The 26,050-nt window shown below is 64.4% G+C and carries 18 protein-coding genes; 4 read left to right on the plus strand and 14 right to left on the minus strand.

Annotated elements, in window-relative coordinates; genetic code table 11:
• Nucleotides 1-68 precede the first annotated feature (68 nt).
• From XH96_RS36265 to XH96_RS36295, 7 genes are all read right to left on the minus strand, one after another.
• Nucleotides 69-1,046 carry an ABC transporter ATP-binding protein gene (locus XH96_RS36265; RefSeq protein WP_194390071.1) on the minus strand — a complete coding sequence of 326 codons (978 nt, stop codon included), beginning with the start codon at nucleotides 1,044-1,046 and terminating at the stop codon, nucleotides 69-71.
• Entirely contained in the window at nucleotides 1,043-2,458 is a 1,416-nt protein-coding gene (locus XH96_RS36270; RefSeq protein ID WP_194390072.1) for an amidase, read from the minus strand. Before XH96_RS36270 ends, XH96_RS36265 begins: the two co-directional genes overlap by 4 nt.
• Nucleotides 2,455-2,652: a hypothetical protein gene (locus XH96_RS36275; protein ID WP_194390073.1), complete on the minus strand. Its 198-nt coding sequence runs from the start codon at nucleotides 2,650-2,652 to the stop codon at nucleotides 2,455-2,457. The genes XH96_RS36270 and XH96_RS36275 overlap by 4 nt, the downstream gene beginning before the upstream one ends.
• Nucleotides 2,649-3,707 (minus strand): ABC transporter ATP-binding protein, encoded by a 1,059-nt coding sequence (locus XH96_RS36280; protein ID WP_194390074.1) that lies wholly within the window; start codon nucleotides 3,705-3,707, stop codon nucleotides 2,649-2,651. Before XH96_RS36280 ends, XH96_RS36275 begins: the two co-directional genes overlap by 4 nt.
• Nucleotides 3,708-3,892: 185 nt before the next feature.
• On the minus strand, nucleotides 3,893-4,795 hold the full coding sequence (locus XH96_RS36285; protein ID WP_194390075.1) for an ABC transporter permease: 903 nt from the start codon (nucleotides 4,793-4,795) through the stop codon (nucleotides 3,893-3,895).
• A gap of 3 nt (nucleotides 4,796-4,798) precedes the next feature.
• Complete coding sequence (locus XH96_RS36290) at nucleotides 4,799-5,752, minus strand: ABC transporter permease (RefSeq protein ID WP_194390076.1); 954 nt, start codon at nucleotides 5,750-5,752, stop codon at nucleotides 4,799-4,801.
• A gap of 189 nt (nucleotides 5,753-5,941) precedes the next feature.
• Nucleotides 5,942-7,603: an ABC transporter substrate-binding protein gene (locus XH96_RS36295; protein WP_028179611.1), complete on the minus strand. Its 1,662-nt coding sequence runs from the start codon at nucleotides 7,601-7,603 to the stop codon at nucleotides 5,942-5,944.
• Nucleotides 7,604-7,802: 199 nt separating this feature from the next.
• On the opposite strand from XH96_RS36295, the gene XH96_RS36300 reads away from it, so the two are divergent.
• The gene (locus XH96_RS36300) at nucleotides 7,803-9,398 is read left to right on the plus strand and encodes an ABC transporter substrate-binding protein (protein WP_194390077.1); all 1,596 of its coding nucleotides are present in this window, start codon (nucleotides 7,803-7,805) and stop codon (nucleotides 9,396-9,398) included.
• Nucleotides 9,399-9,492: 94 nt separating this feature from the next.
• Here the strand turns inward: XH96_RS36300 and XH96_RS36305 are convergent, their stop codons facing one another.
• Together XH96_RS36305 and XH96_RS36310 are read right to left on the minus strand one after the other, a co-directional pair.
• Nucleotides 9,493-11,724: a CHASE2 domain-containing protein gene (locus XH96_RS36305; RefSeq protein ID WP_194390078.1), complete on the minus strand. Its 2,232-nt coding sequence runs from the start codon at nucleotides 11,722-11,724 to the stop codon at nucleotides 9,493-9,495.
• A gap of 79 nt (nucleotides 11,725-11,803) precedes the next feature.
• Entirely contained in the window at nucleotides 11,804-16,078 is a 4,275-nt protein-coding gene (locus XH96_RS36310) for a VCBS domain-containing protein (protein ID WP_194390079.1), read from the minus strand.
• A 619-nt stretch (nucleotides 16,079-16,697) separates the two neighbouring features.
• On the opposite strand from XH96_RS36310, the gene XH96_RS36315 reads away from it, so the two are divergent.
• The 3 genes from XH96_RS36315 to XH96_RS36325 all read left to right on the plus strand — a co-directional run bounded on the left by XH96_RS36315 (nucleotide 16,698) and on the right by XH96_RS36325 (nucleotide 19,797).
• Nucleotides 16,698-17,429 (plus strand): transglutaminase-like cysteine peptidase, encoded by a 732-nt coding sequence (locus XH96_RS36315; protein ID WP_194390080.1) that lies wholly within the window; start codon nucleotides 16,698-16,700, stop codon nucleotides 17,427-17,429.
• A gap of 94 nt (nucleotides 17,430-17,523) precedes the next feature.
• Nucleotides 17,524-18,639 carry a lysozyme inhibitor LprI family protein gene (locus XH96_RS36320; protein WP_194390081.1) on the plus strand — a complete coding sequence of 372 codons (1,116 nt, stop codon included), beginning with the start codon at nucleotides 17,524-17,526 and terminating at the stop codon, nucleotides 18,637-18,639.
• 144 nt (nucleotides 18,640-18,783) lie between these two features.
• Entirely contained in the window at nucleotides 18,784-19,797 is a 1,014-nt protein-coding gene (locus tag XH96_RS36325) for an IS5 family transposase (protein ID WP_194389004.1), read from the plus strand.
• 338 nt (nucleotides 19,798-20,135) lie between these two features.
• Here XH96_RS36325 and XH96_RS36330 read toward each other — a convergent pair whose 3' ends face one another.
• From XH96_RS36330 to XH96_RS36350, 5 genes are all read right to left on the minus strand, one after another.
• Complete coding sequence (locus XH96_RS36330) at nucleotides 20,136-21,335, minus strand: ABC transporter substrate-binding protein (RefSeq protein ID WP_194390082.1); 1,200 nt, start codon at nucleotides 21,333-21,335, stop codon at nucleotides 20,136-20,138.
• Between the two features lie 77 nt (nucleotides 21,336-21,412).
• Nucleotides 21,413-23,251, minus strand: coding sequence for a long-chain fatty acid--CoA ligase (locus XH96_RS36335; RefSeq protein WP_194390083.1), 1,839 nt, complete (start codon nucleotides 23,249-23,251; stop codon nucleotides 21,413-21,415).
• Nucleotides 23,252-23,346: 95 nt separating this feature from the next.
• Nucleotides 23,347-24,135, minus strand: a complete 789-nt coding sequence (locus tag XH96_RS36340; protein ID WP_194390084.1) for an ABC transporter ATP-binding protein — start codon at nucleotides 24,133-24,135, stop codon at nucleotides 23,347-23,349.
• Nucleotides 24,136-24,138: 3 nt separating this feature from the next.
• A complete protein-coding gene (locus XH96_RS36345) occupies nucleotides 24,139-24,897 on the minus strand; it encodes an ABC transporter ATP-binding protein (RefSeq protein WP_194390085.1) in 759 nt (252 codons plus the stop codon).
• Nucleotides 24,894-26,045, minus strand: a complete 1,152-nt coding sequence (locus XH96_RS36350) for a branched-chain amino acid ABC transporter permease (RefSeq protein ID WP_194390086.1) — start codon at nucleotides 26,043-26,045, stop codon at nucleotides 24,894-24,896. Before XH96_RS36350 ends, XH96_RS36345 begins: the two co-directional genes overlap by 4 nt.
• Nucleotides 26,046-26,050: the final 5 nt, after the last annotated feature.

Consider the following 26,050-nt stretch of genomic DNA (forward strand, 5'->3'; position numbering starts at 1 on the left):
GAACCGGGATGAATGAGGTGTGAATACTGGCGGCAGGGCTCGCGCAGCCAGACCCAACTCATCCGGGACTATGACACTACGGTGACCGGCTCCGCCAGCACGCATCTCGCCGCCCTGCCCGGTCCGACCTCGACATTCGCGGGCAATTGCTCCAGGCAGCGCGGCTCTGCGAGCTTGCAGCGGGGAGCGAAGGAGCAGTTGTGCGGCTTCTCCGCCAGCGAGGGCGGGGTGCCGGGAATGGTCTCCAGGCGGGCGCCGCGCTTGGCGCCGTGGATGGTCGAGGCGAGCAGGCCCTTGGCGTAGGGATGCACCGGCGAGCGGACGATGTCGCGAAGCGTGCCCTGCTCCACGATCTGGCCGGCATACATCACCGCGACGCGGTCGCAGATCTCGATGGCGACGCCGATGTCGTGGGTGACGAAGATGACGGACATGCCGAACTCGCGCTGCAGCTCGCGCAGCAGCAGCAGGATCTGGATCTGCACGGTGGCATCGAGCGCGGTGGTCGGCTCGTCCGCCAGCAGGATCTTGGGACGGCAGGCGAGCGCGAGCGCGATCATCGCGCGCTGACGCATGCCGCCCGACATCTCGTGCGGATAGGCGTCGAGCCGGCGCTTCGCCGAGGGGATGCGCACGACCTCGAGCATTTCGAGCGCCCGCGCCCTTCCTTCCGCGAAACTCCTGCCTTCGTGGCGCACGACGCTTTCTGCGATCTGCGCGCCGATGGTGTAGACCGGATCGAGCGCGAGCGCCGGCTCCTGGAAGATCATCGACACGGTCTGGCCGCGAAACGACGACAGCTCCTCGTCGTTCATGGCGAGCACGTCGCGGCCCAGCACGTTGACCGTGCCCGTGATCTGCGTGCGCTTCTTCGGCAGCAGCCGCATCAGCGCGCGCAGTGTCACGCTCTTGCCCGAACCGGACTCGCCGAGCAGGCCCAGCACCTCGCTGTTGCCGAGCGAGAGGCTGAGATCGTTCACGGCATAGACCGTGCGCTCGCCGGTGAAGCGGATGTTGAGGCCCGAGATCTCGACGAGTTTTGTCATGACGGCAGTTTCGGCAATCGGTCGTGATAGTCGGTGGCGCGCTGGAAGGCGGCGCCGATGGTGAGCAAGGTCGCTTCGTCGAAGGAGCGGCCGATCAGCTGCATGCCGACGGGCAAGCCGGTTTTGGTGAAGCCCGAGGGCACGGTGAGCGACGGCAGGCCCAGAAAATTCACCGGGCGGGTGAACAGCGTCAGCCGCTGCACCATGGCCGGCGCGCTCGGGCCGCCGCCGACATCGCTCTCCTCGATCGTCGGCGCCGGCACCGGCGAGGCTGGCGCGATCACCGCATCGACGCTTGCCGTCGCGGCATTGTGGGCCGCGAGCGCCGGGCCGCGCCAGCGCATCGCTTCGAGATAGGTGATGGCGGGAACGGCGAGGCCGTTCTGGAGCCGCATCAGGACCTGCGCGCCATAATCCTGCGGACGCTCGATCATCCAGCGCTTGTGGAAGGCGGCGGCTTCCGCGGCGAGCACGAGCTGGCTCGCCGAGGACAATTGCCGCTGGTCCGGCAGCTCGACCTTGACGATGTCGGCACCCTCGCGCTTGAGCACTGCGATGGTCTCGTCCAGCACGCGCGCGACCTCGCTGTCGAGATCGTCGACATAGAAGGAGACCGGCACGCCGATCTTGAAGCCCTTGAGCGCGCCTTTGGTCGCCCCGACGTAATCCGACAGCGGCTCGTGGCTGCAGGTCGAATCGGCGGGATCGGGGCCGGCCATCAGCGCCAGCAACAGCGCGCAGTCCTCGGCAGTGCGGGCCAGCGGGCCGACGGTGTCGAGCGATTGCGACAGCGGCATCGCGCCGGCACGGCTGACGCGGCCCACCGTGGTCTTGAGGCCGGTGACGCCGCAGAAATGCGCGGGCATGCGGATCGAGCCGCCGGTATCCGAGCCGAGCGCCGCATAGGTCAGGCGCGCGGCGACCGCGGAGCCAGATCCGGATGACGACCCGCCGGTGATGTGGGCGACATTCCAGGGATTGCGCACCGGGCCGTAATGGGCGTTGTGCCCGGTCGGCCCATAGGCGAACTCGGCGAGATGCAGCGTGCCGAGGCGGACCTGGCCGGCGTCCTTCAACCGCTGCAAGGCCGTGGAGGTCACGGTCGGCACGAAGTCGCGGCGGATCAGCGAGCCACAGGTCGCGACGTGGCCCGCGTCGTAATACATATCCTTGTGCGCGAGCGGCACGCCGTGCAGCGGACCACGGACATTGCCCTTGGCAAGCTCGGCATCGGCTGCATCGGCCGCCTTCAACGCAGCCTCCGCCTCGATCGACATGAAGGCATTGAGGTGCGGCTGCCACTGCGCGATGCGATGCAACAGCGCGCGCGTCACGTCATGCGAGGACAGCTGCTTCGTCGCGATCGCACGCGCGACCTCGGTCAGCGTCATCAATGCGGGTTCGGTGCTCATTTCGACCCCTTCTGCGTCTGCGCGAGGACATAGCCGGCAGGCTCGAGGTCGAACGGCAGCGTGCCGGCAATGGCCGCGAAGCCCTCGAAGGCAGGTCCGATGGCATTGGAGATGCGGGTTGCGATCTCGTCGTCCACGGGCACGCCTGCGACCAGCGCGATCGGCTTGATGTCTTTCGGTGTCGGTCTCGTCATACAGTCTTCTCCCTGGGCGCGCGGCTGTGGCCTGAACCCGGTATCGCCATGTAGCACGCGGCCTCGTGGCCCATTCTATCGAGCGCGGTGAGCTTTGGTGTCGCGTTTGCGCAGAGCGGCTCCGCAAACGGACAACGGGTGTGGAAGCGGCAGCCCGGGGGCGGATCGATCGGATTGGGCGGATCGCCTGATATCGGCGGCGTCTCGGTGCGCTTGTCCGGGTCCGACGACGGCATCGCCGCGAGAAGGGCACGCGTGTAGGGGTGGGCAGGCGCGTCCCAGACCTGATCGACCGGGCCGAGCTCGACGACCTCGCCGAGATACATCACCAGCACGCGGTCCGAGATGTAGCGGACCACGTTGAGGTCGTGGCTGATGAACAGATAGGTCAGGCCGAACTCGCGCTTGAGATCGGCCAGGAGATTGAGCACCTGCGCCTCGACGGATTTGTCGAGCGCGGAGACGGCTTCATCCAGGATCACCAGCCGCGGCGACAGCGCCAGCGCCCGCGCGATGTTGACGCGTTGGCGCTGGCCGCCGGAGATCTCGTGCGGATAGCGGTTGGCGAAGGTTTCCGGACGCAGACCGACCTTGCCGAGCAGCTCGCGCGCGAGCGCGCGTGCCGTGGCGTCGGCCATGCCGTGCACCTTGGGGCCGAAGGCGATCGATTCCTCGATGGTGAGGCGCGGATTGAGCGAGGCGTAGGAGTCCTGGAACACCATCTGCATGCCGCGGCGCAATTCGCGCAGGGTCAGCGATTGGCCAACGGTCCTGCCGTCATAGATGATGTCGCCGTCGTCGCGCGGCATCAGATGCATCAGCAGCCGCGCGGTGGTGGACTTGCCGCAGCCGGACTCGCCGACGATGCCGACGGTCTCGCCCTTGGCGACGGTGAACGAGACGTTGTCGACGGCGCGCACGGTACGCTTGGCGGCGAACGGCCCACCGCGCACCGGAAAATGCTTTGTCAGGCCGTTGACCTGAAGCAGCGGCTGCGCGACGCCGCCGACGTCCTCGACCGGCTCCAGCATTTCAACGGAGGCATTCTCGCTCATGGCCGCGATCTCCCACCTCTCCCCATCGGGGAGAGGTCGGCGCGCAGCGCCGGGTGAGGGGGCGCGGCAGACTCGGTGGAGCGTAACCCCTCACCCGGATCGCATCTTTCGATGCGATCCGACCTCTCCCTACGGGAGAGGTGTACGGAGGCCGACGCACCAGCTCGTATTCCCATCATCATTCGTCAGTTCCTGATGTCCATGGCGCTGCGCAGGCCGTCCGAGAGCAGGTTGAAGCAGATCGAGACCGCGAAGATCATCGCGCCCGGCAATGCTGCGACCCAGGGATTGACGTAGATCGCGGTCCGCAGCGTGTTCAGCATCAGGCCCCATTCCGGCTCCGGCGGCTTGGTGCCGAGGCCGAGGAAGGAGAGACCGGCCGCCAGGATCATCGAGACCGAGATCAGGCTCGTAGCATAGACGAAGATCGCACCGAGCACGTTGCCGAGGATGTGCACGCGCATGATGGTGAAGGGCCCGGCACCGGAGGCGCGCGCGGCCTCGACGAAATCCATGTTGCGCACGCCCGTCGTGACGCTCTCGGCGACGCGGGTGATCTGCGGCACGAACACCACCGTCAACGACACGATGGAGTTGAGGATCCCGGCCCCGAGCGCGCCGGAGATCGCGATCGCCAGCAGCACGGACGGAAAGGCATAGAACACGTCAACCGTGCGCATGATCGCGGTGTTGAGCTTGCCGCCGACATAGCCGGCAATGATGCCGAGCGAGGTGCCGATGCAGAAGGCGAGGATCACGGGCAGGATGCCGATGACCAGCGACAGCCGGCCGCCGTAGATCAGCCGCGCCAGCATGTCGCGGCCGAGCTCGTCGGTGCCGAGCGGATAGCCGGGCGTGCCGATATGGCGGAGGCGGCGGATCATCGAGCCCTTGTAGGGATCTTCGAGACCGAGCCATGGCGCAAGGACCGCGGAGAGGAAGATCAGCAGCAGCACCAGCGCGCAGGCCACGCTGACCTTGTCGCGCATGATGCGGCGGCCGACCGTCGCCCAATAGCCGCGCGCCTTGGTCGCGGGCGCGGCCTGCAGCGCGGCTTCGGCGGTGGCGTGAAGCGGAAGCTCGCTCATCTTCTAGCCCCGCTTGATGCGCGGGTCGATCGCGGCTTGGGCGATGTCGACCAGCAGATTGAGGAACACGAAGAACAGCGCGAGGATCAGGATCGTGCCTTGCAGCAGCGGCAGGTCACGCTGGAAGATTGCCGAGTTGAGCAGGAAGCCCGATCCCGGCCAGGAGAATACGGTCTCGATCAGGATCGAGCCGCCGAGCATGTAACCGAGCTGAAGACCCATCACGGCAAGCGCGGTGGGCGCGGCATTCTTGACGACGTGGCGGAACACGCCGCGCTCGTGCAGGCCCTTGGCCCGCAAGGCTTCGACGAAGTCCTGCGAGAGAATGTCACCGGTGAGGGCACGCACCGTGCGGGTGACGATGCCCATGGGAATCACCGATGTCGTGATCGCCGGCAGCACCAGATATTTCAAATGCGCCCAGTCCCAGGCCCAGGAATTGGAGCCGCCGGGCCCGGCGCCGACCGCGGGCAGCCAGTTGAGCTGGACCGAGAAGATGATGACGAGCAGCATGCCGAGCCAGTAATGCGGCACGGAGACGCCGGCAATTGCAAAGGACGTTGCGACCTTGTCGATCCAGGTCTCGCGAAAATAGCCGGCGATCAAGCCGAGCAGGATGCCCATCGTGAAGCCGATGATGGCCGCGGCAATCGCGAGCGTGACGGTGTTGCCGACCGCGCGCATGACCTCGGCCAGCACGGGGCGTCCGGTCGCGATGGAATTGCCGAGATCGCCATGGAGGGCACGAAGCAGCCAGAGGCCGAACTGCACCGGCAGCGGGCGATCGAAACCATAGGCGGCGCGAAGCTGCGCCGCGAGCTCCTGCGAGGCATCGGCCGGCAGCACCGCGACGAGCGGATCGCCCGGCGTAATGTGCACGAGCAGGAAGCACACCAGCGCCACGCTGATGACGATCGGGACGACATAGACGATGCGTCGGGCGATATAGGCGAGCACGTTGTTTCTTTCTTCCTTCTCCCCCTGTGGGAGAAGGTGGCGCGAGGCGCCGGATGAGGGGTTGTTTCCGCGGCTACAGCATTTCAAACGAGAGAGAGCCTCTCCGCGGAGAGAACCCCCTCACCCGGCTTCGCTGTCGCGAAGCCACCCTCTCCCACAGGGGGAGAGGGCGCACTGAGCAAGCTACGACTACTGCTTGATCGACACCGGCGAGAAGTCGATGAACCAGCTCTTCGGCTGCACGACGCCCGTCACCTTCGGGCTCATCGCGCGCGGGCCGACGTCGTGGGCGACGTAGAGGAAGGCCGCGTCGTCGACGGAGGCCGCATGCAGTTCGGCGAGCGCGGCATCACGTGCGGCGGGATCGAAGGTCTGGCGTGCCTTCTTCACCAGCTCGTCGAATTTGGGATTGTTGATGAAACCCCAATTGTTCGAGACCGGCGGCGCCATGCCCGATTGCAGGAAGCGCACCAGGGCGAAGAACGGGTCCATCGCCGCATAGGTGACGTTGGTCGCGTTCGAGCCGTTGGCCGAGGGGTCCTTGGCGCCCCGGCGCCAGTTGGTGAACAGCGTGTTCCACTCGATGACGTCGAGCTTCACGTCGAAATAGCACTCGGCCAGCGCCTGCTGGAGATATTCGTTCATCGCCAGCGGCTGCATCTGGCCCGAACCGGACGCGGACGTCTGCGTCTTGACCGTCAGCTTCTTGTTGGGACCGAAGCCCGCTTCCTGCATCAGCTTTTGCGCTGCCGCCTTGTCGTACTTGATCTCGAAGGTCGGCTTGCCCCGCCAGGGATGGCCGGGCTCGAAGGTGCCGGTCGCCGGCACCATCAGGCCGGCGAGCAGGCCGTCCCTGAGGCCTTCGCGGTCGATGCAGAGGTTCGCCGCCTTGCGCACGCGGATGTCGTTCCAGGGCGAGCCTTCGACACGCGAGAACTGCCAGGGCCAGACGTGCGGCTGCTCGTTGGCGTAGAGCTTGAAGCCGCGCTGCTTGAGCTCGGGCAGCGCATCCGGCGCAGGCGCTTCGACCCAGTCGACCTGCCCCGAGAGCAGCGCCGCGGTGCGCGCATTCGCCTCCGGCATCGGTAGCAGCACCATCTTGTCGATCTTGGGCACGCGCGCCTTGTCCCAATAGTTCGCGTTCTTGACCAGCTCGAGCCGTTCGCGCGGCGTGAAGCTCGACATCTTCCACGGGCCGGTGCCCGAGGCGTCCTTGGCGAACGCGGTCCAGGCGGCCTGCGACTTGGCCTTGGCATCGGCGCCTTCGGCCTTGTCGTAGAAGGCCTGCCACTTCGCCGGGCTTGCCATGAACAGGTTGGTGAGGTTGATGGGCAGGAAGCTGTCGGGCTCCTTGGTGGTGAGCTCGACCGTCATGTCGTCGATCTTCTTCGCCGAGGCCAGCGTCGGCATGCGCGAGGCCGTGACGCCGACCTGGCTGGCGTCGAATTGCGGCGCGTCCTGCTTCAGCACCTTTTCGACGTTCCACACGACGGCATCAGCGTTGAACGGCGAGCCGTCATGGAACGTGACGCCGGGGCGCAGCTTGAAGACCCACTTGGTCTTGTCGGCATCGTCGACCTTCCACTCGGTGGCAAGACCGGGGATCACCACGCTCGCCTTGTCGGCAGAGGACAGGTCCCAGCCGGTCAGCGCGTCGTACATGGTGAGGCCGGTGAAGCGATTGCCTTCAAAGCCCTGATCGGGCTGACCCAGGGTGCGCGGAATATCGGCAGCGGTCATGCCGATGCGCAGCACGGTCTCGGCGCTGACCGCGCGCGGCCATGCGGCCACGCTCCCGAGCGCCAACAGCGCGATCAGCGCCGCGCGGGTCTTGTTCTTCTTGATAAGCATCGCCTCAATCCTTTTCCGGCTTTCGATGACTAATTTTGATGCACTCGTATGCAATGGCTATGCCAAGGGGAAACTTATTCTGCAAATTGCCCTCGGGACGACAAGTACTTGTGATGACGCACCGGCGACATCGGCGCGCTGCCTATTCTGGCATCAAGATTGCAAGTTCGGCCCCAGACCCTCCCTGGAGCTTTGATTCATGCGTATTCGTCTGTCGACCTGTCTCGCCGTGCTTGCGCTGGCAGTTTCCGCAATCTCGGCGCGCGCCGAAACGGTGGTGCGCTACGGCATTTCGATGGCGGACATCCCGCTGACGACAGGCCAGCCCGATCGCGGCGCCGGCGCCTACCAATTCACGGCCTACACGATCTACGATCCCCTGGTCGCCTGGGAGATGGACGTCGCCGACCGCCCCGGCAAGCTGGTGCCGGGCCTCGCCACCGAATGGAAAGTCGACGATGCCGACAAGACCAAGTGGCGCTTCACGCTTCGCAAGGGCGTGAAGTTTCACGACGGCAGCGAGTTCAACGCCGATGCGGTGATCTGGAATCTGGACAAGGTGCTCAACGACAAGGCGCCGCAATTCGACAAGCGGCAGAGCGCGCAGGTGAAGACCCGCCTGCCCTCCGTAGCCAGCTACGCCAAGATCGACGACTTCACCGTGGAGATCACCACCAAGACGGTCGACTCCTTCTTCCCGTATCAGATGTTGTGGTTCCTGGTGTCGAGCCCGGCGCAGTATGAAAAGCTCGGCAAGGATTGGGACAAGTTCGCCAGCCAGCCCTCGGGCACCGGCCCATTCAAATTGACCAAGCTGGTGCCGCGCGAGCTCGCCGAGCTGACCAAGAACCCCGACTACTGGAACAAGAAGCGGATTCCGAAGGTCGACAAGATCGTGCTGGTGCCGATGCCGGAAGCGTTGACGCGCACCAATGCGTTGCTTGCGGGACAAGTCGACCTGATCGAGACGCCGGCGCCGGATGCCGTGCCGCAGCTGAAAGCGGCCGGCATGAAGCTCGTCGACAACGTCACCCCGCATGTCTGGAATTATCATCTCAGCGTGCTGCCCGGCTCGCCCTGGACCGATATCCGCCTGCGCAAGGCGCTCAACCTTGCGATCGATCGCGAGGCGGTGGTCGGCCTGATGAATGGCCTCGCCAAGCCAGCGAAGGGCCAGGTCGACCCGTCGAGCCCTTGGTTCGGCAAGCCCACGTTCGAGCTGAAATATGATCTCGCAGCAGCCAAGAAGCTGGTCGAGGAGGCCGGCTACTCCAAGGCGAAGCCGCTGAAGACCACCTTCATCATTGCGCAAGGCGGCACCGGCCAGATGCTGTCGCTGCCGATGAACGAATTCCTGCAGCAGAGCTTCAAGGAGATCGGCATCGACATCGATTTCAAGGTCGTCGAGCTCGAGACGCTCTATACGCATTGGCGCAAGGGCGCGGCCGACGAGATGAACGCCGGCATCACCGCCAACAACATCGCCTATGTCACCTCGGACCCGCTCTACGCCATCGTCCGCTTTTTCCATTCCGGGCAGATCGCGCCTGTCGGCGTCAACTGGGGCGGCTACAAGAACCCGAAGGTGGATGCGCTGATCGACGAGGCCAAGCAGACCTTCGATCCCACCAAGCAGGACGAGCTGCTGGCGCAGGCGCATGCGCTGATCGTGGACGATGCCGCGCTGGTCTGGGTGGTCCACGACACCAACCCGCACGCGCTGTCACCGAAGATCAAGCAGTTCGTGCAGGCGCAGCACTGGTTCCAGGATCTGACGACGATCGGGGTGGAGTGAAGCTTGGGGCTCGCACGCGGCGGCGTCCAACGCACGCTGTCGTCCCGGGGCGCGACATAGTCGCGAGCCCGGGACGGGAGCGAGTGTGTGCACCCTATTTCGTCAGCAGCGCGTACGCCCCGGTCCAACCCTCCGGCGGTGGATTGAGCTGGAAATCCTTGATCCTCGCCTCGTAGAGCCTGAACAGCTTCTCAAGCGTGTCGGCGTCCTCGCTGCGGCGGCCGCGCTCGATCGCATCCAGTGCGCCCTGCCAGTTGCGGCTGCGGTAGCAGCCGAGCATCTCGATGGTGATGTTGCGCAGGCGCTGGAATGCGCCCGAATGCATCACGTCCTCGCGGCCCGCGATGGCATAGATGACTTCCGGTTCGGTCTTGCCCTTGACCATGATGAAGTCGAGCTCGAGGATCGCGAACTTCTCCTTGGCCGCGAGCGCGGTCCTGGATCCGACGATGATCGGGAAGCCGTATTCCTTGGTCTGCCCTTCCAGCCGCGAGGCCAGGTTCACGCTGTCGCCCAGCACCGAATAGTTCTTCTTCAGGTCGGAGCCCATGTTGCCGACCACGCCGATACCGGTGTTGAGACCTATACCGACATTGAGCGGGATGTAGACGTGGCCGCCATCCGCAGCTTCCTGCTCGCGCTCCTTGTTCACCACGTCGATCTGCTCAAGCATCTGGATCGCCGCCTCGCAGGCATTGACCTCGTGCTCGGCATCGTCGAGCGGCGCGTTCCAGAACGCCATGATGGCGTCGCCCATGTATTTGTCGATGTAGCCCTTGCGCTCGATGATCACGTCGGTCAGCGGCGTCAGGAAGCGGTTCATCAGCGCGATCAGCCCTTGCGGATCGTGCTTGTAGCTCTCGGAGATCGTGGTGAAGCCGCGCACGTCGGAGAACATGATCGTCATCTCGCGCTCCTCGCCGCCGAGCACGAGCTTTTCCGGCGACTGCGCCAGCTGCTCGACCAGCACCGGCGACATGTATTGCGCGAACATGCCGCGGATCTGCACGCGCTGGCGCTGCTCGCGCACGAAGCTGGCGAAAATCAGCGTCAGATAGATCGCGGTGGTCGAGAGCAGCGGATAGGTGAAGTCGATGAGGTAGCGGTGCTGACTGTAGAAGAACCAGGACGTGCCGACCAGGATGGCAGCGAAGGCCGCGCCCGCCAGCACGAGGCGGACGGGGCCGAGATTCGGCGTGAAGATGATGACGAGCAGTCCGATGACGAGCGCGGCGATCAATTCGACGCCGAGCGCGTAGCTCGGCTGCGAGATCACCGCGCGGCTCAGTACGCCCTCCAGCACCTGGGCATGGATCTCGACACCCGGCATGGCCCGGGACACCGGCGTGGTCTTGATGTCGTTCAAGCCACCCGCGGACGTGCCGACCAGCACCAGCTTGCCGGCAAACCTCGCGGGCGGCACCGCATTATCGAGCACGTCGACCGCGGAGACGTAGATCGACGGATCCCGGCGGGCATAGTGCACCCAGAGCTGGCCGTTCTTGTCGGTCGGAACCTCCAAGCCCTTGAGGCGGATTGCCTTGATGCCCGTCTTGTCGGTACGGACCAGCAAGGTCGGCGTGCCCGTGACGACGCGCAGGATCTCGAGGCTGAGCGAGGGCATGATGTTGCCCTGGGCGAGCATGATCATCGGCACGCGGCGGATCAATCCGTCACGCTCGGTCCTGATCGAGAACAGGCCGCGGCCGGCCGCGGCCCTCTCGATGACCGGCACGTTGCGGAGCAGGCCGGGGAATTCGAACAGGAAGCGCTCGGCCCCGTCCTCCCCCACCGTGGCCACCCCCGTGAACGGCAGTGACTTGTCGAGTTCGGACAAGACCTCCGGAAGCCCGGTTTCGCCCAGCACGACGCGCGAGCCCTTGATCGCGTCGGCGAGGATCTGATCGTTGCTCGGCAACTCACGTAGCTTGGCGCGGGTCGCGTCGTCGAGATAGCGCATCTGGCCCGCGACCTGATCCGGGTTGAGCCGGTCGGCTTCGGAGAAGACCACGTCGAAGCCGATCGCCACCGCGCCGTTGTTGGTGAGGTTCTGGATCAGATCGGCGATGCGCGTGCGCGGCCAGGGCCACTGGCCGAGCCTGGCGAGGCTCTTCTCGTCGATATCGACGATGACGACCGGCCGCGCCGCCTTCTGGCGCGGATCGATCAATTGAAACATGTCGAAGGTGCGCAGCCGCAATTCCTGGATCGGCGGCGGATCCCAGAGGCGCGCGCCCGCGAACAGGACCAGCAGCGCAAGGCACATCAGCCGCGCAAGGCCGAACTTCCGCGCAAACCACCGCCGCAGGATCTTGAGACGTTTCATGGGGGTTGGATATCACGCTTTGACGGCGAACGGCAGCGCGGATCGGCTTTGCAGACGGTCGCGGCCCATCGCGCAGCGATCAGGCATGGACGATGAAGTCGCTCGCCTGGACCTGGGCGACACCCTTCAGGAGGATGGTGTCCGTCGCATTGATCGTGATCAGGGTGTCAGCTCCTGAGGCCGCCACGTGCTGGGCTATCCATGCCGAGTCGATATCGGTCGCCACAACCGCCGTCAGGTCGATGTGGTCCTGGCCGTGCTCAAAATCGAGGATCGTGTCGTGGTTGGAGTTGGCGGCGAATACGAACTGGTCCTGATAGCCGGTCCCGAACAGCACATCCTTGCCGCTGGTGCTGGCGAGGGTCACCGGGCCCTGTTCGTTCAGGTTGAAGATCAGGTTGACCGTATCGGTCGCGCCGTGACCGTCGGTCACCGTGATCGCCAACTTATCCGTCGCAGTCCCGCTCTGGCTCGGCTCCGTATAGGTCAGCCCCTGGAGTGCTGAATTGACACTCGCCAGCGTATCGGACGTCGGTCCAGGCTCCACATAAGTGCCCGAATCCACCGCCGCGGTGAGTGCGAAGGTTTCATCGGGAGCAGCGTCGGCGTCGGTGACCGTGATGCCGTGGATGAAGACCTGGACGCCTTCCTGCGATACGCTGATCTGGTTCACGTCGATCACCGGTGCGACGTTCCCGTCGTCCGCGCCTGTCACGTCCACCGTGAGCGTTGCCGTGCCGGTCGCACCATGCGCGTCTTTGGTCTGGACGGTGAATATATCGGTATAGGCCCCAGCCGAAAGCGCGTTGATGGCCGCTGCGTCGGGAACGTAGCTATAGCTGCCGTCGAGGTTGACCGTCAGCGAGCCGTACAGTCCTGCAACCGTCGTCACCGCATGGTGATCTGCGTTCAGAACGGCATAGGTCAGCGTCGCCGTCTCGCCGCTGTCGACATCCGTTCCGGACAAATGGCCGGCGAGATTGGCGAAGGTGTCGGCCGCGGCAGTATCCGTGAGCGGACCAATGTCGAGATTGGCGAGCGTCGGCGCGTCGTTCGTGCCGTTGATCGTGACCGTCACGTCCTGAGAGACCTGGGCGCCATGATCGTCGGTGAAGGTGACGGTGTAGACCTGGGTGATAGTCTGGCCCTGCCCCAGCGACTGCAGCACCGCATTGCTGTTGTCGAGGCTGAAGTGCCAGCCCAGCGTCGCGCCGTTGCTGGTATCGGTGCTGGATTCGAGCACCGACGGATCGATCGTGAAGCTGCCGATGTTCGCGCCGGCACCGAACCCCGGCAGAGCCGAACTGACGGACGACGACTTGAAAACGGCTTCCGCCGTGTGGGTATCGATCAGGTCGAGATCCTGGATCGCCAGCGTACCGCAGATGGCCAACGTCGCACTGGCATCCTCGGTGACCGCTCCAGTGGCATCTGCGGCGCTGCTGGTGACGGTCGGCGCGTCGTTGACGCCGTTGATCGTGACGGTGACGTCCTGCGTGACCATCCCACCGTGATGGTCGTCGATCGTGACGGTGTAGACCTGGGTAATGGTCTGGCCCTGCGCCAGCGACTGCAGCACCGCATTGCTGTTGTCGAGCGTGAAATGCCAGCCCAGCGTCGCGCCGTTGTCGGTGTCGGTGCTGAATTCGTGCACCGACTGATCGATCGTGAAGCAGCCGAGCGGCGTGCCGTCGTCGAAGCCCGGCAGATGTGCGCTCGACGTCGACGACTTGAACACGGCCTGCGCGGCATGAGTGTCGATCAGGTCGAGATCCTGGATCGCCAGTGTGCCGCAGATCGAGAGTGTCGGGCCCGCGTCCTCGATGACACAGCCCTTCGCCGCGTCTCCATCGCTCGTGATGGTCGGGGCATCGTTGGTCCCCGTGATGGTAACCGTGACGTCTTTGGTGACCGTTCCACCGTGGTGGTCGTCGACCGTAACGGTGTAGACCTGCGTGACAGTCTGGCCTTCGGCCAGCGACTGCAACATCGGATCGCTACTGTCGATCGTAAGGGTCCAGCCGACAGATCCTCGCGAGCTGACGCCGGGACTCTCGCTGACCGACGTTAGCGCGAACGTGCCGATATGCGAGGTGCCATCGCTGAATCCAGGCAGATGCGCGCTCGACGTCGTCGACTTCAGCTCGAAGCTTGCGGTGTGGGTATCCGTGAGATCGGGATCGTTGAACGTGATGGTACCGTTGGCCACGAGCGTGACCGCCGCATCGTCCTCGGTTACCGCGCCGGTCGGGGTCGTATCGTCCTCGATGATCGTCGGCACGTCGTTGGTGCCCTCGACATTGACGTCGGCACCATTGATGGAAACCGTGAGCGGCGTGCTGACGATGCCGCCGTGCCCGTCATCGACCTGCACCACGTAATTGAGGATCAGCTTCTCGTCCTCGGCAAGGAAGTCGAAGAGATGGTCGGGAACGCTGTAGGTCCAGGTGGCCGAGCCGTTGTTGCCGTTCCCTGCACCCTGCACCACCGTCAGCGGCACCTTGACGGCTGCGATCGCGGCGAGTTGCTGCGGCGTCAGCGTGGCAGTGATGTCGTTGCCTTCGGCATCGAGATATTTGAACGGCTGGGTCGACGAGAGCTCAGCGCTCACGATCGGCCGGTCCGTCAGATCGACGTCGGTGAAGGTGACGGTGCCCGTGATCGTGTCCAGGGCCTCGTTGCCGGTCCCGACCTTCTCGATGACGTTTCCGCCCGACGTCGCCACGGTCGGCTTGTCGTTCGTCCCCGTGATCGTGATGGTGATCGGGATGAACCTGGACTCGGGATTCACCACGAAATTGGTGTCGACCCGCACCATGTAGGTCAGCGTCAGGGTTTCGCCGGCCGCGAGGAAGTCGAAGACCTTGTCGGGGATCGTGTAGGTCCAGACCGCTGAGCCGTTGTTCTCGTTGGCGGGGTCGGCAACGACGCTGATCTGGATCTGCGTCGCTGCGATGCCCTGCTTCTGGAGCTCGGTGAGCGAGCCGGTGACATCCTGCTGGCCGGCGCTCTTGTAGACGTAGTTCGGCGCTTCGGCGAGGCTCACCGACACCGTCGGCCGGTCGCCGAGGTTCTGATCGACGAATCTGATCAGGCCGGTGATCGTATCGGCATGCGTGTCGCCCGTCATGCCCGCGCGCTCAGTCAGCGCGAAGGCCGTCTTTAGATTCCCGCCGGCGTCGAAGCTTTGCACGATCGGCTGGCCGGGAACACGGGTGGCCTGCTGCGTTGAATTGCTGGGGCCGTCGCGTCCCTGCGGGCTGAGATTGACGAATGTCGCGACTGCGACGGGGCCGGACCCCGACTTGAACGCGAAGTCCAGGCTGATCGGCGTGATCGTGTCGGTGAAGTTCGTGGTCAGCTTGGTGTTGGTGTTGTTGTCGGTGAACTTCAGCGTGAACACGTCCGTGATCAGCTTCTGAATTTCCGGCGACATCAGCGCATTGCCGATCGAGACGTTGCCGCCGCTGATCTGGATCATCTGGCCGGCCTGGTTGACCGTCGCGATCGGCAGCAGCGTGATCTTGTCGAACAGGATGTAGGAGCCGGTGGTGCCGTTCGGCTCGACCAGCACCTGGAAGCTCGCCTGCGGCTGCGGATCGCCGCCGCCGGCCGGAACGACGAAATTGATCTGGGTCAGCACCGCCGTGCCGCGGATGCCCATGGTGGCGACCGGCGTGTCGACCTTCATGTCGCCATGCTTGGCGGTCTCGCCCGCGACGAAGGTGATGGTGCCCGCAACCAGGCTGAGCAGCGAGGAGTTGCTCGACCCGTTGGGGTCGTAGACCATCTCGTTCAGAACCATCCGCGCATTGGAGGACAGGCCGAACACGGTGCCGTCGATGAAGGTGATGCCGAGTGTCGAATCGCCGCCGGTCGAGACCACGTCACCCTTTTCGACATTGTCGCCGTTGTTCAGGATGACCGAGACGCCGTTGCGAACCGCGGTCGCACTGCCGGAGAGTTTTGTGACGTGACCGATGACCTGGGCCGCAGCGGCGCCGGGCGCGGCCTGGGCAACCTGGACGTGGCCGGTGAGGGCATTGACGATGTCGCCGGTGAGGTGGGCGCCGTCGGGCGAGGCGATCGCGGCGCGCTTCTCGCCCCTGAAATAATCGTGAACCACGAACTCCTGCCCTTCGTGGGACAGCACGAGATCGAGGCCGGCGCGCTTGAACTCGCCGTTGAAGATCAGGTTGGGGTCGGGAACAACGAACGCGCCATCAGGAACATGGCCATGTCCCTTTGCGATGAAGGGCTTGGCCGCAAGGGAATCGGCATGGACATGGCCAGGCGTACCGGAAACCTGGCCGTCTAAGGACGTCGCGGCGTCGAATTTGCCAGCGTAGTTCAACCGGGGCACCGCAAAAAGGGTTAAAATTTAAGTAAGTATCAATTGCCTAAGCTTGCTTAGCATTACCAAGTCCTTAGCGAAACCATCTATTGCTTGTGTGATTTCGCGTCACTTGGCCATAAGAGCCCCCGCAGGCCGGCGCCTTCCCAGAGAAGCTGAAGTAACACTCCAAGCATTCTGAAGTCGAATTGAGCTCAGATGCACGCATTCCCCATCATCCCAAGTCGTTCATTGTAAAATTGGTCGAAGAGATACTTGCGTCATCTTCATTGCATGATGCCCGGTAAGATCCTGCGCCAGATATGGAACTAGATCTGTGACCTAGCTAACAGAACCCGTGAAATAGCGCACTGTTAGCCATAGGACGCAGAATCAGCCACCTCGCAACGCCTGCCTGCAACGGGATCCATATCACGGCAGCGCCTTTCCTAGCCTTGGGATCGTAAAATTTTAGGCAATTTGGGCAGGCCTGCTTCAGCCTGTCCCACGGTTTTAGGACCCCTGCCGGGCGCGTTAAGCAGAACAGAACGGCCCGCCTCGCACTATCTCCAGGAAAGCAACACAGCCCGGCACGTCGAGATCGAGGGGGATCTCGCGAAGCCCGGGAAGGGGATGTCAGATGGAGACCGCTGCTCGCTCGCGCGCTTGGCGCGCAATCCTGATCTTGTGCGGATTGATCCTGCTCGGATCGGCCGCCGAGCTTCGCGCCGGCACGCTGCTGTCGCCCGGCGCCGGCGTCCTCGTCCGCAAATCCGCCGAGCCGTTCGGAGTGTTCGCCTTCGCCATCTCGTCGGGCGGCCTGCAGCAGAAATGGTCCGCGCTGAAGGACCGGCTCGACGACGACATGGTGCAGCTCGCACTGTGCGACGGCGACCGGGACAATTGCGTCTCGCCCGCGGCCCTGAAGCTGCTCGCCATCGTCGACCAGGCCCGCGCCCGCGATGGCCGTGCGCGCCTCGGCGAGACCAACCGCGCCATCAATCTCGCCATCCACGCCGCCAACGACGGCACCGACGACGTCTGGAGCTCGCCGCTCGCGACCTTCGCGCGCGGCGCCGGCGATTGCGAAGACTATGCCATTGCCAAGCTCGCAGCGCTGCGGCTGGCGGGCATCCCTCCCGAAGACCTCCGCATCCTCGTGGTGCGCGACATCCGCGCCGGCGAGGAGCACGCGATTGCTGCTACACGGCTCGACGGCCACTGGCTGATGCTCGACAATCGCCGCATGGCGATGGTCGAGGACGACGCTGCGCGGAGCTATCAACCGCTGTTCGTGCTCTATCAGTCGGCCGTGATGAAGTATGTCGACGAGCCGGTGCGAGTCTCGATCGCGGCCACCGAGGCGCGTTGATCCTTCCTGCAGGTCGGATTCACCCCCACCACAAAGCCATTTCGCCGCGCGATCCCAGACGCTAGCATGTTGCTTTCCATGCGGGGCGACCGGAATGCGATTCATCGTGCTGTCTGTGCTTGCGCTGCTGGCATTGCCGTCGGCGCCCGCCTCCGCGCAATCCGAACGCCCGATCGCCGACAGGCTGCCGCTGTATGCCAAGAACAACTGCCAGCAGATTCGCGATCCCGGCAACCAATTATTCTGCGGTGACGCCGAGCTGGCCGCTGCCGCCGAGAAGCTGAGCACGGCGATCGAGGCGCGGCTCGCCCGCCTGCCCGATCGCCTGCCTGCAATCGAGGAGAATGCGATCTGGATCCGTCAGCGCAATCTCGGCTGCGGCATCGTCGGCCAGGCAGCAATCCGCTCCGACGATTTCGACCGGGTGAAGGCGTGCCTGCTCAAGGTGACCGAGGAGCGCGCCGCGATCGTGCGCGATCCTGATTTCGACTGCCTCGCGGCCAGCACCGCAGCGGGCGCGCTGATCTGCGCGGACCCGTCGCTGGCGCTCGCCGAAACCGAGCTCAACGGCCAGGCGCTCGGCCTGATCGGCAAGCTGGACCCGACCGCGGCCCGCTTTGCCTTCGCCGAATATGGAAGGTGGACGCGAGAACGCGACCGCAGATGCAATCTGGTCGGCAAGGAGAACGTGCCGCTGCAAGAGCTCGAATCCGCGGAGGACTGTCTCGCCGACCATCTGAAGCGTAAGACCGATGAAATCCGCGCGGCGAAGGGTGACCCCAGGAAGGTGTTCGGCCGGCAGGTCGCGGCCCGCTCACCCGACACCGACGCGGTCGATTTCTGCGCCGCGCGCATCCATGCGGCCAATTCCTGCGGCAACTTCCTGCGCATCAATCGCGTCAACGCCATCGACAGCCAGGTGACCGAGCAGGAGGCGCAGGTCACCGGTGAAATCGAGATGGCCGTGCTGGCGCCCTTCACCATGTGCAGCAAGGTCGCCTCCGTCTGCACCGGCACCTGCTGGGACGCGAGGACGGGGCGTCCGCAGCCGGGAGCCGGCAACAAGGAGCGCTCCGGAGAAGCCTTCAATGTCACGCGCCGGCTGAGGATCCAGCGAACCTTTGCCTTCGTCAAAGCCGCCGACGGCTGGCGCTGCCGGGAAGACGAGTTGGCTCCGGTGCATTCGGGCACCGCCGGCGGGGGATCGTAGGGCTCTTATTCTCCCCTGGAGGGCAGGGCTATCGCATGCGGATTTCACGAGGACTGTCTGCGGGCTTGCTCCGCCTCTCCCGCAAGCGAGAGCTTTGCATATTCGCGAATCTGCGATTCCCTAGACCGCTGAGGGAGGACGGGAATGGCCTATCGACAGGTTGGACAACCGAGCTTTGCGGACGCGCTGGTGTCGCGACGGGGAAAAGGCAATCCGGTGCTGAGACGGATTGGGGACTTGGTCGATTGGGCAGCGGTAGGGGGCGTGCTAGGCGGTCTGCCGGAACCGGAGCGTGGGGCGCCGGCCTATCCGCGGCTGGTGATGTTCAAGGCGCTGTTGCTGCAGCAATGGTACGGGCTGTCCGATCCGGAGCTTGAAGAGGCGCTTGATGACCGCGCCTCATTCCGCGATTTCTGCGGCTTTGTGCTCGGCGATGAGACACCCGATCACGCCACGATCTGGCGCTTCCGCGACAGTTTGCAGCGGGCCGGCCTGGACGAGAGGCTGTTCGGTGAGATCCTGCGCCAGATCGATGCGCATGGGCTGGTGGTGCGGCGGGGTACACTAATCGACGCGAGCCTGATCCCGGCGGCGGTGAAGCCGCCGAAGCCACCAGAGGAGCCGCAGCCCCCCGGCCCGGACGGTCGGGCGCCGAGCAAACTGGTCAACAGCAAGCGCGATCCGGATGCGCGATGGACCAAGAAGGGCGGCAAACGATACTTCGGCTACAAGGCCCATGTTGGCATCGACCAGGGCTCGGCAATCATCCGCCGCAGCAAGCTGACCGATGCTGCGGTCAACGATACGGTGCCCGCCGACGAGTTGGTCTGTGGTGATGAGAAGGCGGTCTATGCCGACCAGGCCTATGACAAGCACGAGCGCCGTAGCGGCCTGCGCGCGCGAGGCATCAAGCCGCGGCTGATGTTCCGGCCCAACAAGCATCATCCGCTGACCGCGCGGCAGAAGCGCTTCAACGGTGCCGTGGGAAAGCGCCGCGCACCGGTCGAGCAGGTCTTCGCGCGCCTCAAGGGCAGCTACCGCTGGGCGCGCGCCCGCTATCTGGGCTGGGCGCGCAACCAGACGCATCTGCGCCTGATCTGCCTGGCAATGAATCTCAAACGATGGGTGGCGTTGTCTCCTGCGGGAGTTGCCGCATGACCGCCCAACCCAATCAGTCGACCACGAAAGCGCAAACCTTCGATGCCGCCGACGTCCAACGCTACGCAAAAAACGCCCAACAGCGGCAATCACTCCCCCGCGTCCAATTAAGCAAAGCTCTCGCTTGCGGGAGAGGCCGACGCGCTCGCAGAGCGCGGCGGGTGAGGGCTCTCGCCACGCAGGGACATTCTCCTCAATCCTCAACAATCCCGACGCGGATATACCCCCACCCCAGCCCTCCCCCGCAAGCGGGAGAGGGGGCCCAGCGCCGATGCCGCCGCATCGTGCACACCATATACGATCGCCCTCCCCCTCCAGGGGAGGGTGAAAGAGAAGCATCAAAACATCAGATTGTCCTTCACCAGCACCCAGCGGCCGCCCTTGACCTGCTGCACCTGGGTGATGGTGTTGGCGAGGTGGTCGGTCTTGGAGAACTTGGTCGGCGGCGAGTTGAAGATGTCGAGGAATTTCTCGCCCGATTCGAGCGCATCGAGCATCTTCTGCCCGGTGAGATCCTTGCCGGCCTTGTTGGCGTAGAACGCAAACGTCATCACCGCGTTGTAGCCGATGATGGCCTGAGTGTTGGCGTCGGTGCCGAACATCTTCTTGTAGTTGACCAGCCAGTCCTTAACCTTGCCCTTGGCGGTGTCCTCGTACGGGATCTCGAAGCCGCTTGCAGCATAGAGTCCCTCGACGGCCTCCTTGCCGAGCATCGGCACTTCCATCACGTTGACGGGTGTCGCGCCGAGGAAGGTGACGTCCCAGCCGAGCTTCTTGGCCTCGGTCATCGCGCCGATGGGCTCACGCAGGACCGCACCGAGCACGACAAGGTCGCAGCCGTCGGACTTCATCTTGGCGATCTGCGCGCTGAAATCGGAGGCGCCGCGCTTGTAGCTCGTGATCGAGGCGGGCTGCACCTTCATGACGGTGAGCTGCTGGTTGAAGCCGTCGAGCACGTTCTTTCCGTACTCGTCGTCCTGATGCATGATGCAGGGCTTCTTGAAGTTCTTCCACTCCATCATGTATTTCAACGCCGCCCGCGTGCTCTCGACGTAGGGAAGCAGATTGTTGAACTTCAATCGTTCCTGCGGCTTGGCTGGATCGAACTTGAAGGTGAACTCGGCCGCCGTCAGTGGGAAGAGCTGCATGACGCCGGCGTCGAGCAGGATATCCTGCGCGGCGAGTACGGTGGGCGATCCCATCGGCCCCACCATCGCGAAGATCTTGTCCCGCTCGATCAGCTTCTGCGAGGCCAGCACGGCCTTCTTCGGATCGTAGCCGCTGTCCTCGACCACGAGGCGGATCTTCCGGCCGTGGATGCCGCCGGCGGCGTTGACCTCCTCGACGGCCATCTTCATGCCGTTGGAGACCGGCACGCCCCAGCCCTTGATCGGACCGGACAGGTCCTGATGGGTGCCGATGACGATCTCGGTTGCCGAGATGCCTTCATTGGTGACCTTGGTTTGCGCGACGGCCGGCAGACAACCGAGCGCGATAGCGCCCATAGCAAGGCCGAACGCGTGGAACGACTTCGACATTGACGTCTCCTCTCCTTTGGGCCCGTATTGTACGAAGGGCGGGGCCATCGCTCCCTCGCTTTTTCGAAAGGTATGATTCACGCCACCGCGCGCTCGCGATACATCGCTTCGATTTCGGCGGCGTAGCGCTTGTTCACGAAGCCGCGCTTCAGCTTCATGGTCGGCGTCAGCTCCTCGTCCTCCGGGGTGAGCTGGCGTTCGATCAGGTAGAACCTCTTGATGGTCTCGACGCGGGCAAAATTGCCGTTGACCTGCTCGATCTCGCGCTCGATCAGGTCCTGGATCTCCCTCGCCCGGCACAGGCTTGCGTAATTGGTGAAGGGGATGTCGTGATCCTGGGCGAACTTCTCGACGTTCTCCTGGTCGATCATCACGAGGCAGGTGAGATACGGCCGTTTGTCGCCGATCACCACGGCGTCGGAAATGTAGGGCGAGAACTTGAGCTGGTTCTCGATCTCGGACGGCGTGATGTTCTTGCCGCCGGAGGTGATGATGATGTCCTTCATCCGGTCGGTGATGCGGACGAAGCCTTCATTGTCGATGGTGCCGACGTCGCCGGTGTGCAGCCAGCCGCGCGGATCGATGGTCTCGGCCGTCTTCTCCGGCTGGTTCAGATAGCCCATGAACAGGAAGTCGCCCTTGATCAGGATTTCGCCGTCGGGCGACAGCGCGACCTCGCCCCAGGGCACCGCGGTGCCGACCGAGCCGAGCTTGATCCTGTCCGCCGGCATCATGGTGGCGACCCCGCAATTCTCGGTCTGGCCGTAGACCTCGTGCATGTCGATGCCGAGCGCCAGATACCAGCGGATCAGTTCCGGTGCGATCGGCGCCGCGCCGGTGAACGCGATGCGGCAGCGATCGAGCCCGATCATGCGGCGAATGTTGCGGAACGCGACCAGGTAGGCGACGCGGTTGGCGATCCGCAGCGACAGCGGCGGCGCCCTGCCCTCGAGTCGGCACTCGACCATGCGGTAGCCGATGCCGATCGCGCGCCGATAGACCCATTGCTGCAGCGGCGTCGCATCCTTCAGCGCGATGGTGATGGCGGAATAGAACTTTTCCCAGATGCGCGGCACCGCGAGAAAGACGGTCGGCTGCACCTCGCGCAGATTGTCCGGCACGGTTTCCGGGCTCTCGGCGAAATTCATCACCGAGCCGAGCGCGACCGAGATGTAGTAGCCGCCGATGCGCTCGGCGACATGGCAGAGCGGCAGGAAGATCAGCCGGTCTTCGTCCTCTCGCGCCGGGATGAAGTCGTTGGCATGGCGCATCTGGTGCGTGACGCTGCGGTTGGCGTGCATCGCGCCCTTGGGCGGACCGGTCGTGCCGGACGTATAGACGAGGATCGCGAGATCGCCGGCGCTGCGGCTGTCGATCATCTCCTGCCACAGCGCTTCGCGGCCGACCATGTGGTTGCGGCCGAGCGCACGAAGCTCGTCGAGCGATAGCACCATGTCGTCGCAGAAGCCGCTGAGGCCCTCCATGTCGAACACGATGATCTTCTGCAGGGACGGACAGCGTGCGCGGCAGGTGAGAATCTTGTCGAGCTGCTCCTCATCCTCGGCGAAGATCACCCTGGTGCGGGAATCGTTGACGAGATACTCGACCTGGGACGCCGAATCGGTCGGATAGATTCCGGAAGAGACGCCGCCGGCGCACAGGATACCCATGTCGGCATGGACCCATTCCGGGACGGCGTTGGCGACGATGGAGGCGACGTCGCCGGGCATGAAGCCGATCGCGCGAAGCGCGTAGGCGATCTCCTTCGAGATCTCCAGCCATTCGCGCCAGCTCGTCGGCTGCCAGATGCCGAACTTCTTCTCGCGGATCGCCGGCCTGTCGCCCCGCGTCTCGGCGGCGCGCAGGAAGCTCTTCGCGATCGTATCAGCGACCGTCAGCACCGCCGGTCGGGCCATGCGCCTCTCCTCCCTCCTTGTCGCCTGCCTCCGCTGCCTGCCTTGCCGGCGGTCTATGTTGCGGATGGCAAGCTCATCTTACTGCCAGCTCTTCCTCACCGCCACGTCTTCTTCTTTTTCCAGCGCCGCTCGCCTCGCGCGCCCGCTTCCTTGGCGCCAAGGTAGAACTCCTGAATGTCCTGGGAATGCATCAAGCGGTCGCAGCTGTCGTTCATCACGATACGGCCGATCTCCAGCACATAGCCGTAATGTGCCGTCTCCAGCGCCACCTTGGCGTTCTGCTCGACCAGGAGGATCGACATGCCCTGCTCCTCGTTAACCCTGCGGATGATGGTGAAGATCTCTTTCACCAGCAGCGGCGACAGACCGAGCGAGGGCTCGTCGAGCAGCAGCAGCGTCGGCCGGTTCATCAGGGCGCGCCCGATCGCGAGCATCTGCTGCTCGCCTCCGGAGAGCTGTCCGGCCGGCTGGTTGATGCGCTCCTTCAGCCGCGGGAAATAGCCGTAGACACGCTCCAGATCCTCCGCAACGCCGTCCCGGTCCTTGCGCGGATAGGCGCCCATCATCAGATTCTCGCGCACGGAGAGGAACGGGAACACCTCGCGCCCCTCCGGCACGTGGCTGAGGCCGAGCCGCACGATCCGGTCGGCCTCCATGCGCTGGATCGGCCTGCCCAGAAATTCGATCGCGCCCTTCTGCGGATCGAGGATGCCCGAGATCGTTTTCAGCACCGTGGTCTTGCCGGCCCCGTTCGCCCCGAGCAGCGTGACGATTCGGCCGCGCGGCACTTCCAGCGAGATGCCCCGGATCGCCATGATCGGCCCGTAATAGCTCTCGACGTTGGAGAGCTTCAGGATGGTGTCCGGGGTCGTGGCGGCATCCATCGGTCAGGCTCCCAGATACGCGGCGACGACGTCGGGGTGTTGCTGTACCTCGGCGGGCGAGCCCATCGCCAGCACCCGGCCGTAGTTCAGCGCGATGACCCGATCGGAGACGCGATTGACCAGCGACATGTCGTGTTCGACCATCAGCACGGTGACGCCGAGCTCGTTCTTCAGGTCGCGGATCCAGAACGACATGTCGCCGGTCTCCTCGACATTGAGGCCGGACGACGGTTCGTCGAGCAGGATCAGCTTTGGCTCCGAGCACAGGGCGCGCGCCAGCTCGATGACCTTGCGCACGCCGTAAGGCAGCCCCGAGATCAGCTTGTCGCGATAGGGTTCGAGATCGAGGAGTTCGATGACCTGCTCGACCCGGCGGCGATGCACCTTCTCGTTGGCCCGCACGCTCGGCAGGAACAAGAGCTCCTGCCAGAGCTGCGTGGTCGAGTGCCGGTGGCGGCCGACCAGGAGATTCGACAACACGGTCGCATTCTCGAACAGCTCGATGTTCTGGAAGGTGCGGGCGATGCCGAGCCTGGCGATGTCGTAGGGCGGCTGCTCCGTAATGTCCTGGTCCTCGAAGAAGATGCGGCCCGAGGTCGGCCGGTAGATCCGCGAGATCAGGTTGAAGATCGAGCTCTTGCCGGCGCCATTCGGGCCGATGATCGAGAGAATCTCGCCCTTCTCGACCGCGAACGAGACCGCGTCGACGGCCTTGAGGCCGCCGAAATGCAGCGACAGGTTCTCGGCACGGAAATAGCTCATCGATTGCGCTCCGACTTCACGTAGATCTTCTGCCGCTTGAAGGTGGCGCGCTTGTAGAGCGGGAACAGCTGGAAGAAGAGCTTGATCTTCAGCCAGCGGCCGTAGAGCCCGAGCGGCTCGAACAGCACGAACAGCACGATGATGATGCCGTAGATCGCGCCCTTCAGGCCGTTGAGCGAGGCGAAGGCCGCGACGTTCGACTGGATGTTTCCCGCAGTCGCCGTGCTCGCCCCGAAGGTCGCGGCGAGGCCGGCGATGATGCCGGGCATGTCGTCCTTGAGATAGGTCAGGAACGGATCGATCATCACGATGAAGATCGCGCCCAGCACCGCCCCGTGCAGGCTGAAAGTACCGCCGATCAGGATCACGATGATGAACTCGATCGAGAGCTGGAGCGTGAACATCTCCGGCGAGATGAAGGAGAGCTTGTGCGCGAACAGAACGCCGGCAAAGCCGGTGATCGCCGCCGAGATGGCAAAGGACTTCACCTTGTAGAGCGCGACATTGACGCCCATGCTGCGCGCCGCGGTCTCGCTGTCGCGGATCGCGACGAAGGCACGGCCGGTCGGCGAGCGAAGCAGGTTGAGCGTGCCGACGATGGTCAGCACCAGCACGGCAAGGCAGAGGTAATAGAAGGTCGGGCTGTCGCGCGGCACCGCGACGCCGAGCAGTGACAGCGTCTTGACCCGCATGCCCTCGTTGCCGTGGGTCACGCTCTCCCAGCGCGCCAGGATCTCCTCGACGATCAAGGCAAAGGAGATGGTGGCGATGACGAGGTAGATGCCGGTGAGCCGCAGGGCAGGAAAGCCGACCATGGCGCCGATGATGCCGGTCAGGAGCCCGGCGGCGAGGAAGTAGACCGGGAACGGCACGTTGTATGTCTGCAAATAGGCCGCGGTGTAGGCCCCGATCGCGAGGAACGCGGCGTGCCCGAGCGAAGCCTGGCCGGTGAAGCCGGTCAGGATCAAGAGCGCCACGCCGACGATTGCATAGATGCAGACGAAGACGAGCTGGCTCATCAGATAGCTGGACAGCACATGCGGTGCGATCAACAGCAGGGCGAGCAGGACGCCGTAGGTGACGACGTAGCCCGAATGCGGAAACAGCCTGATGTCGTCTTCATAGTCGGTCTTGAACATGAAGCGCATGGCGT

Source organism: Bradyrhizobium sp. CCBAU 51765 (genome assembly GCF_015291725.1).
Taxonomy (GTDB): Bacteria; Pseudomonadota; Alphaproteobacteria; order Rhizobiales; family Xanthobacteraceae; genus Bradyrhizobium; species Bradyrhizobium liaoningense.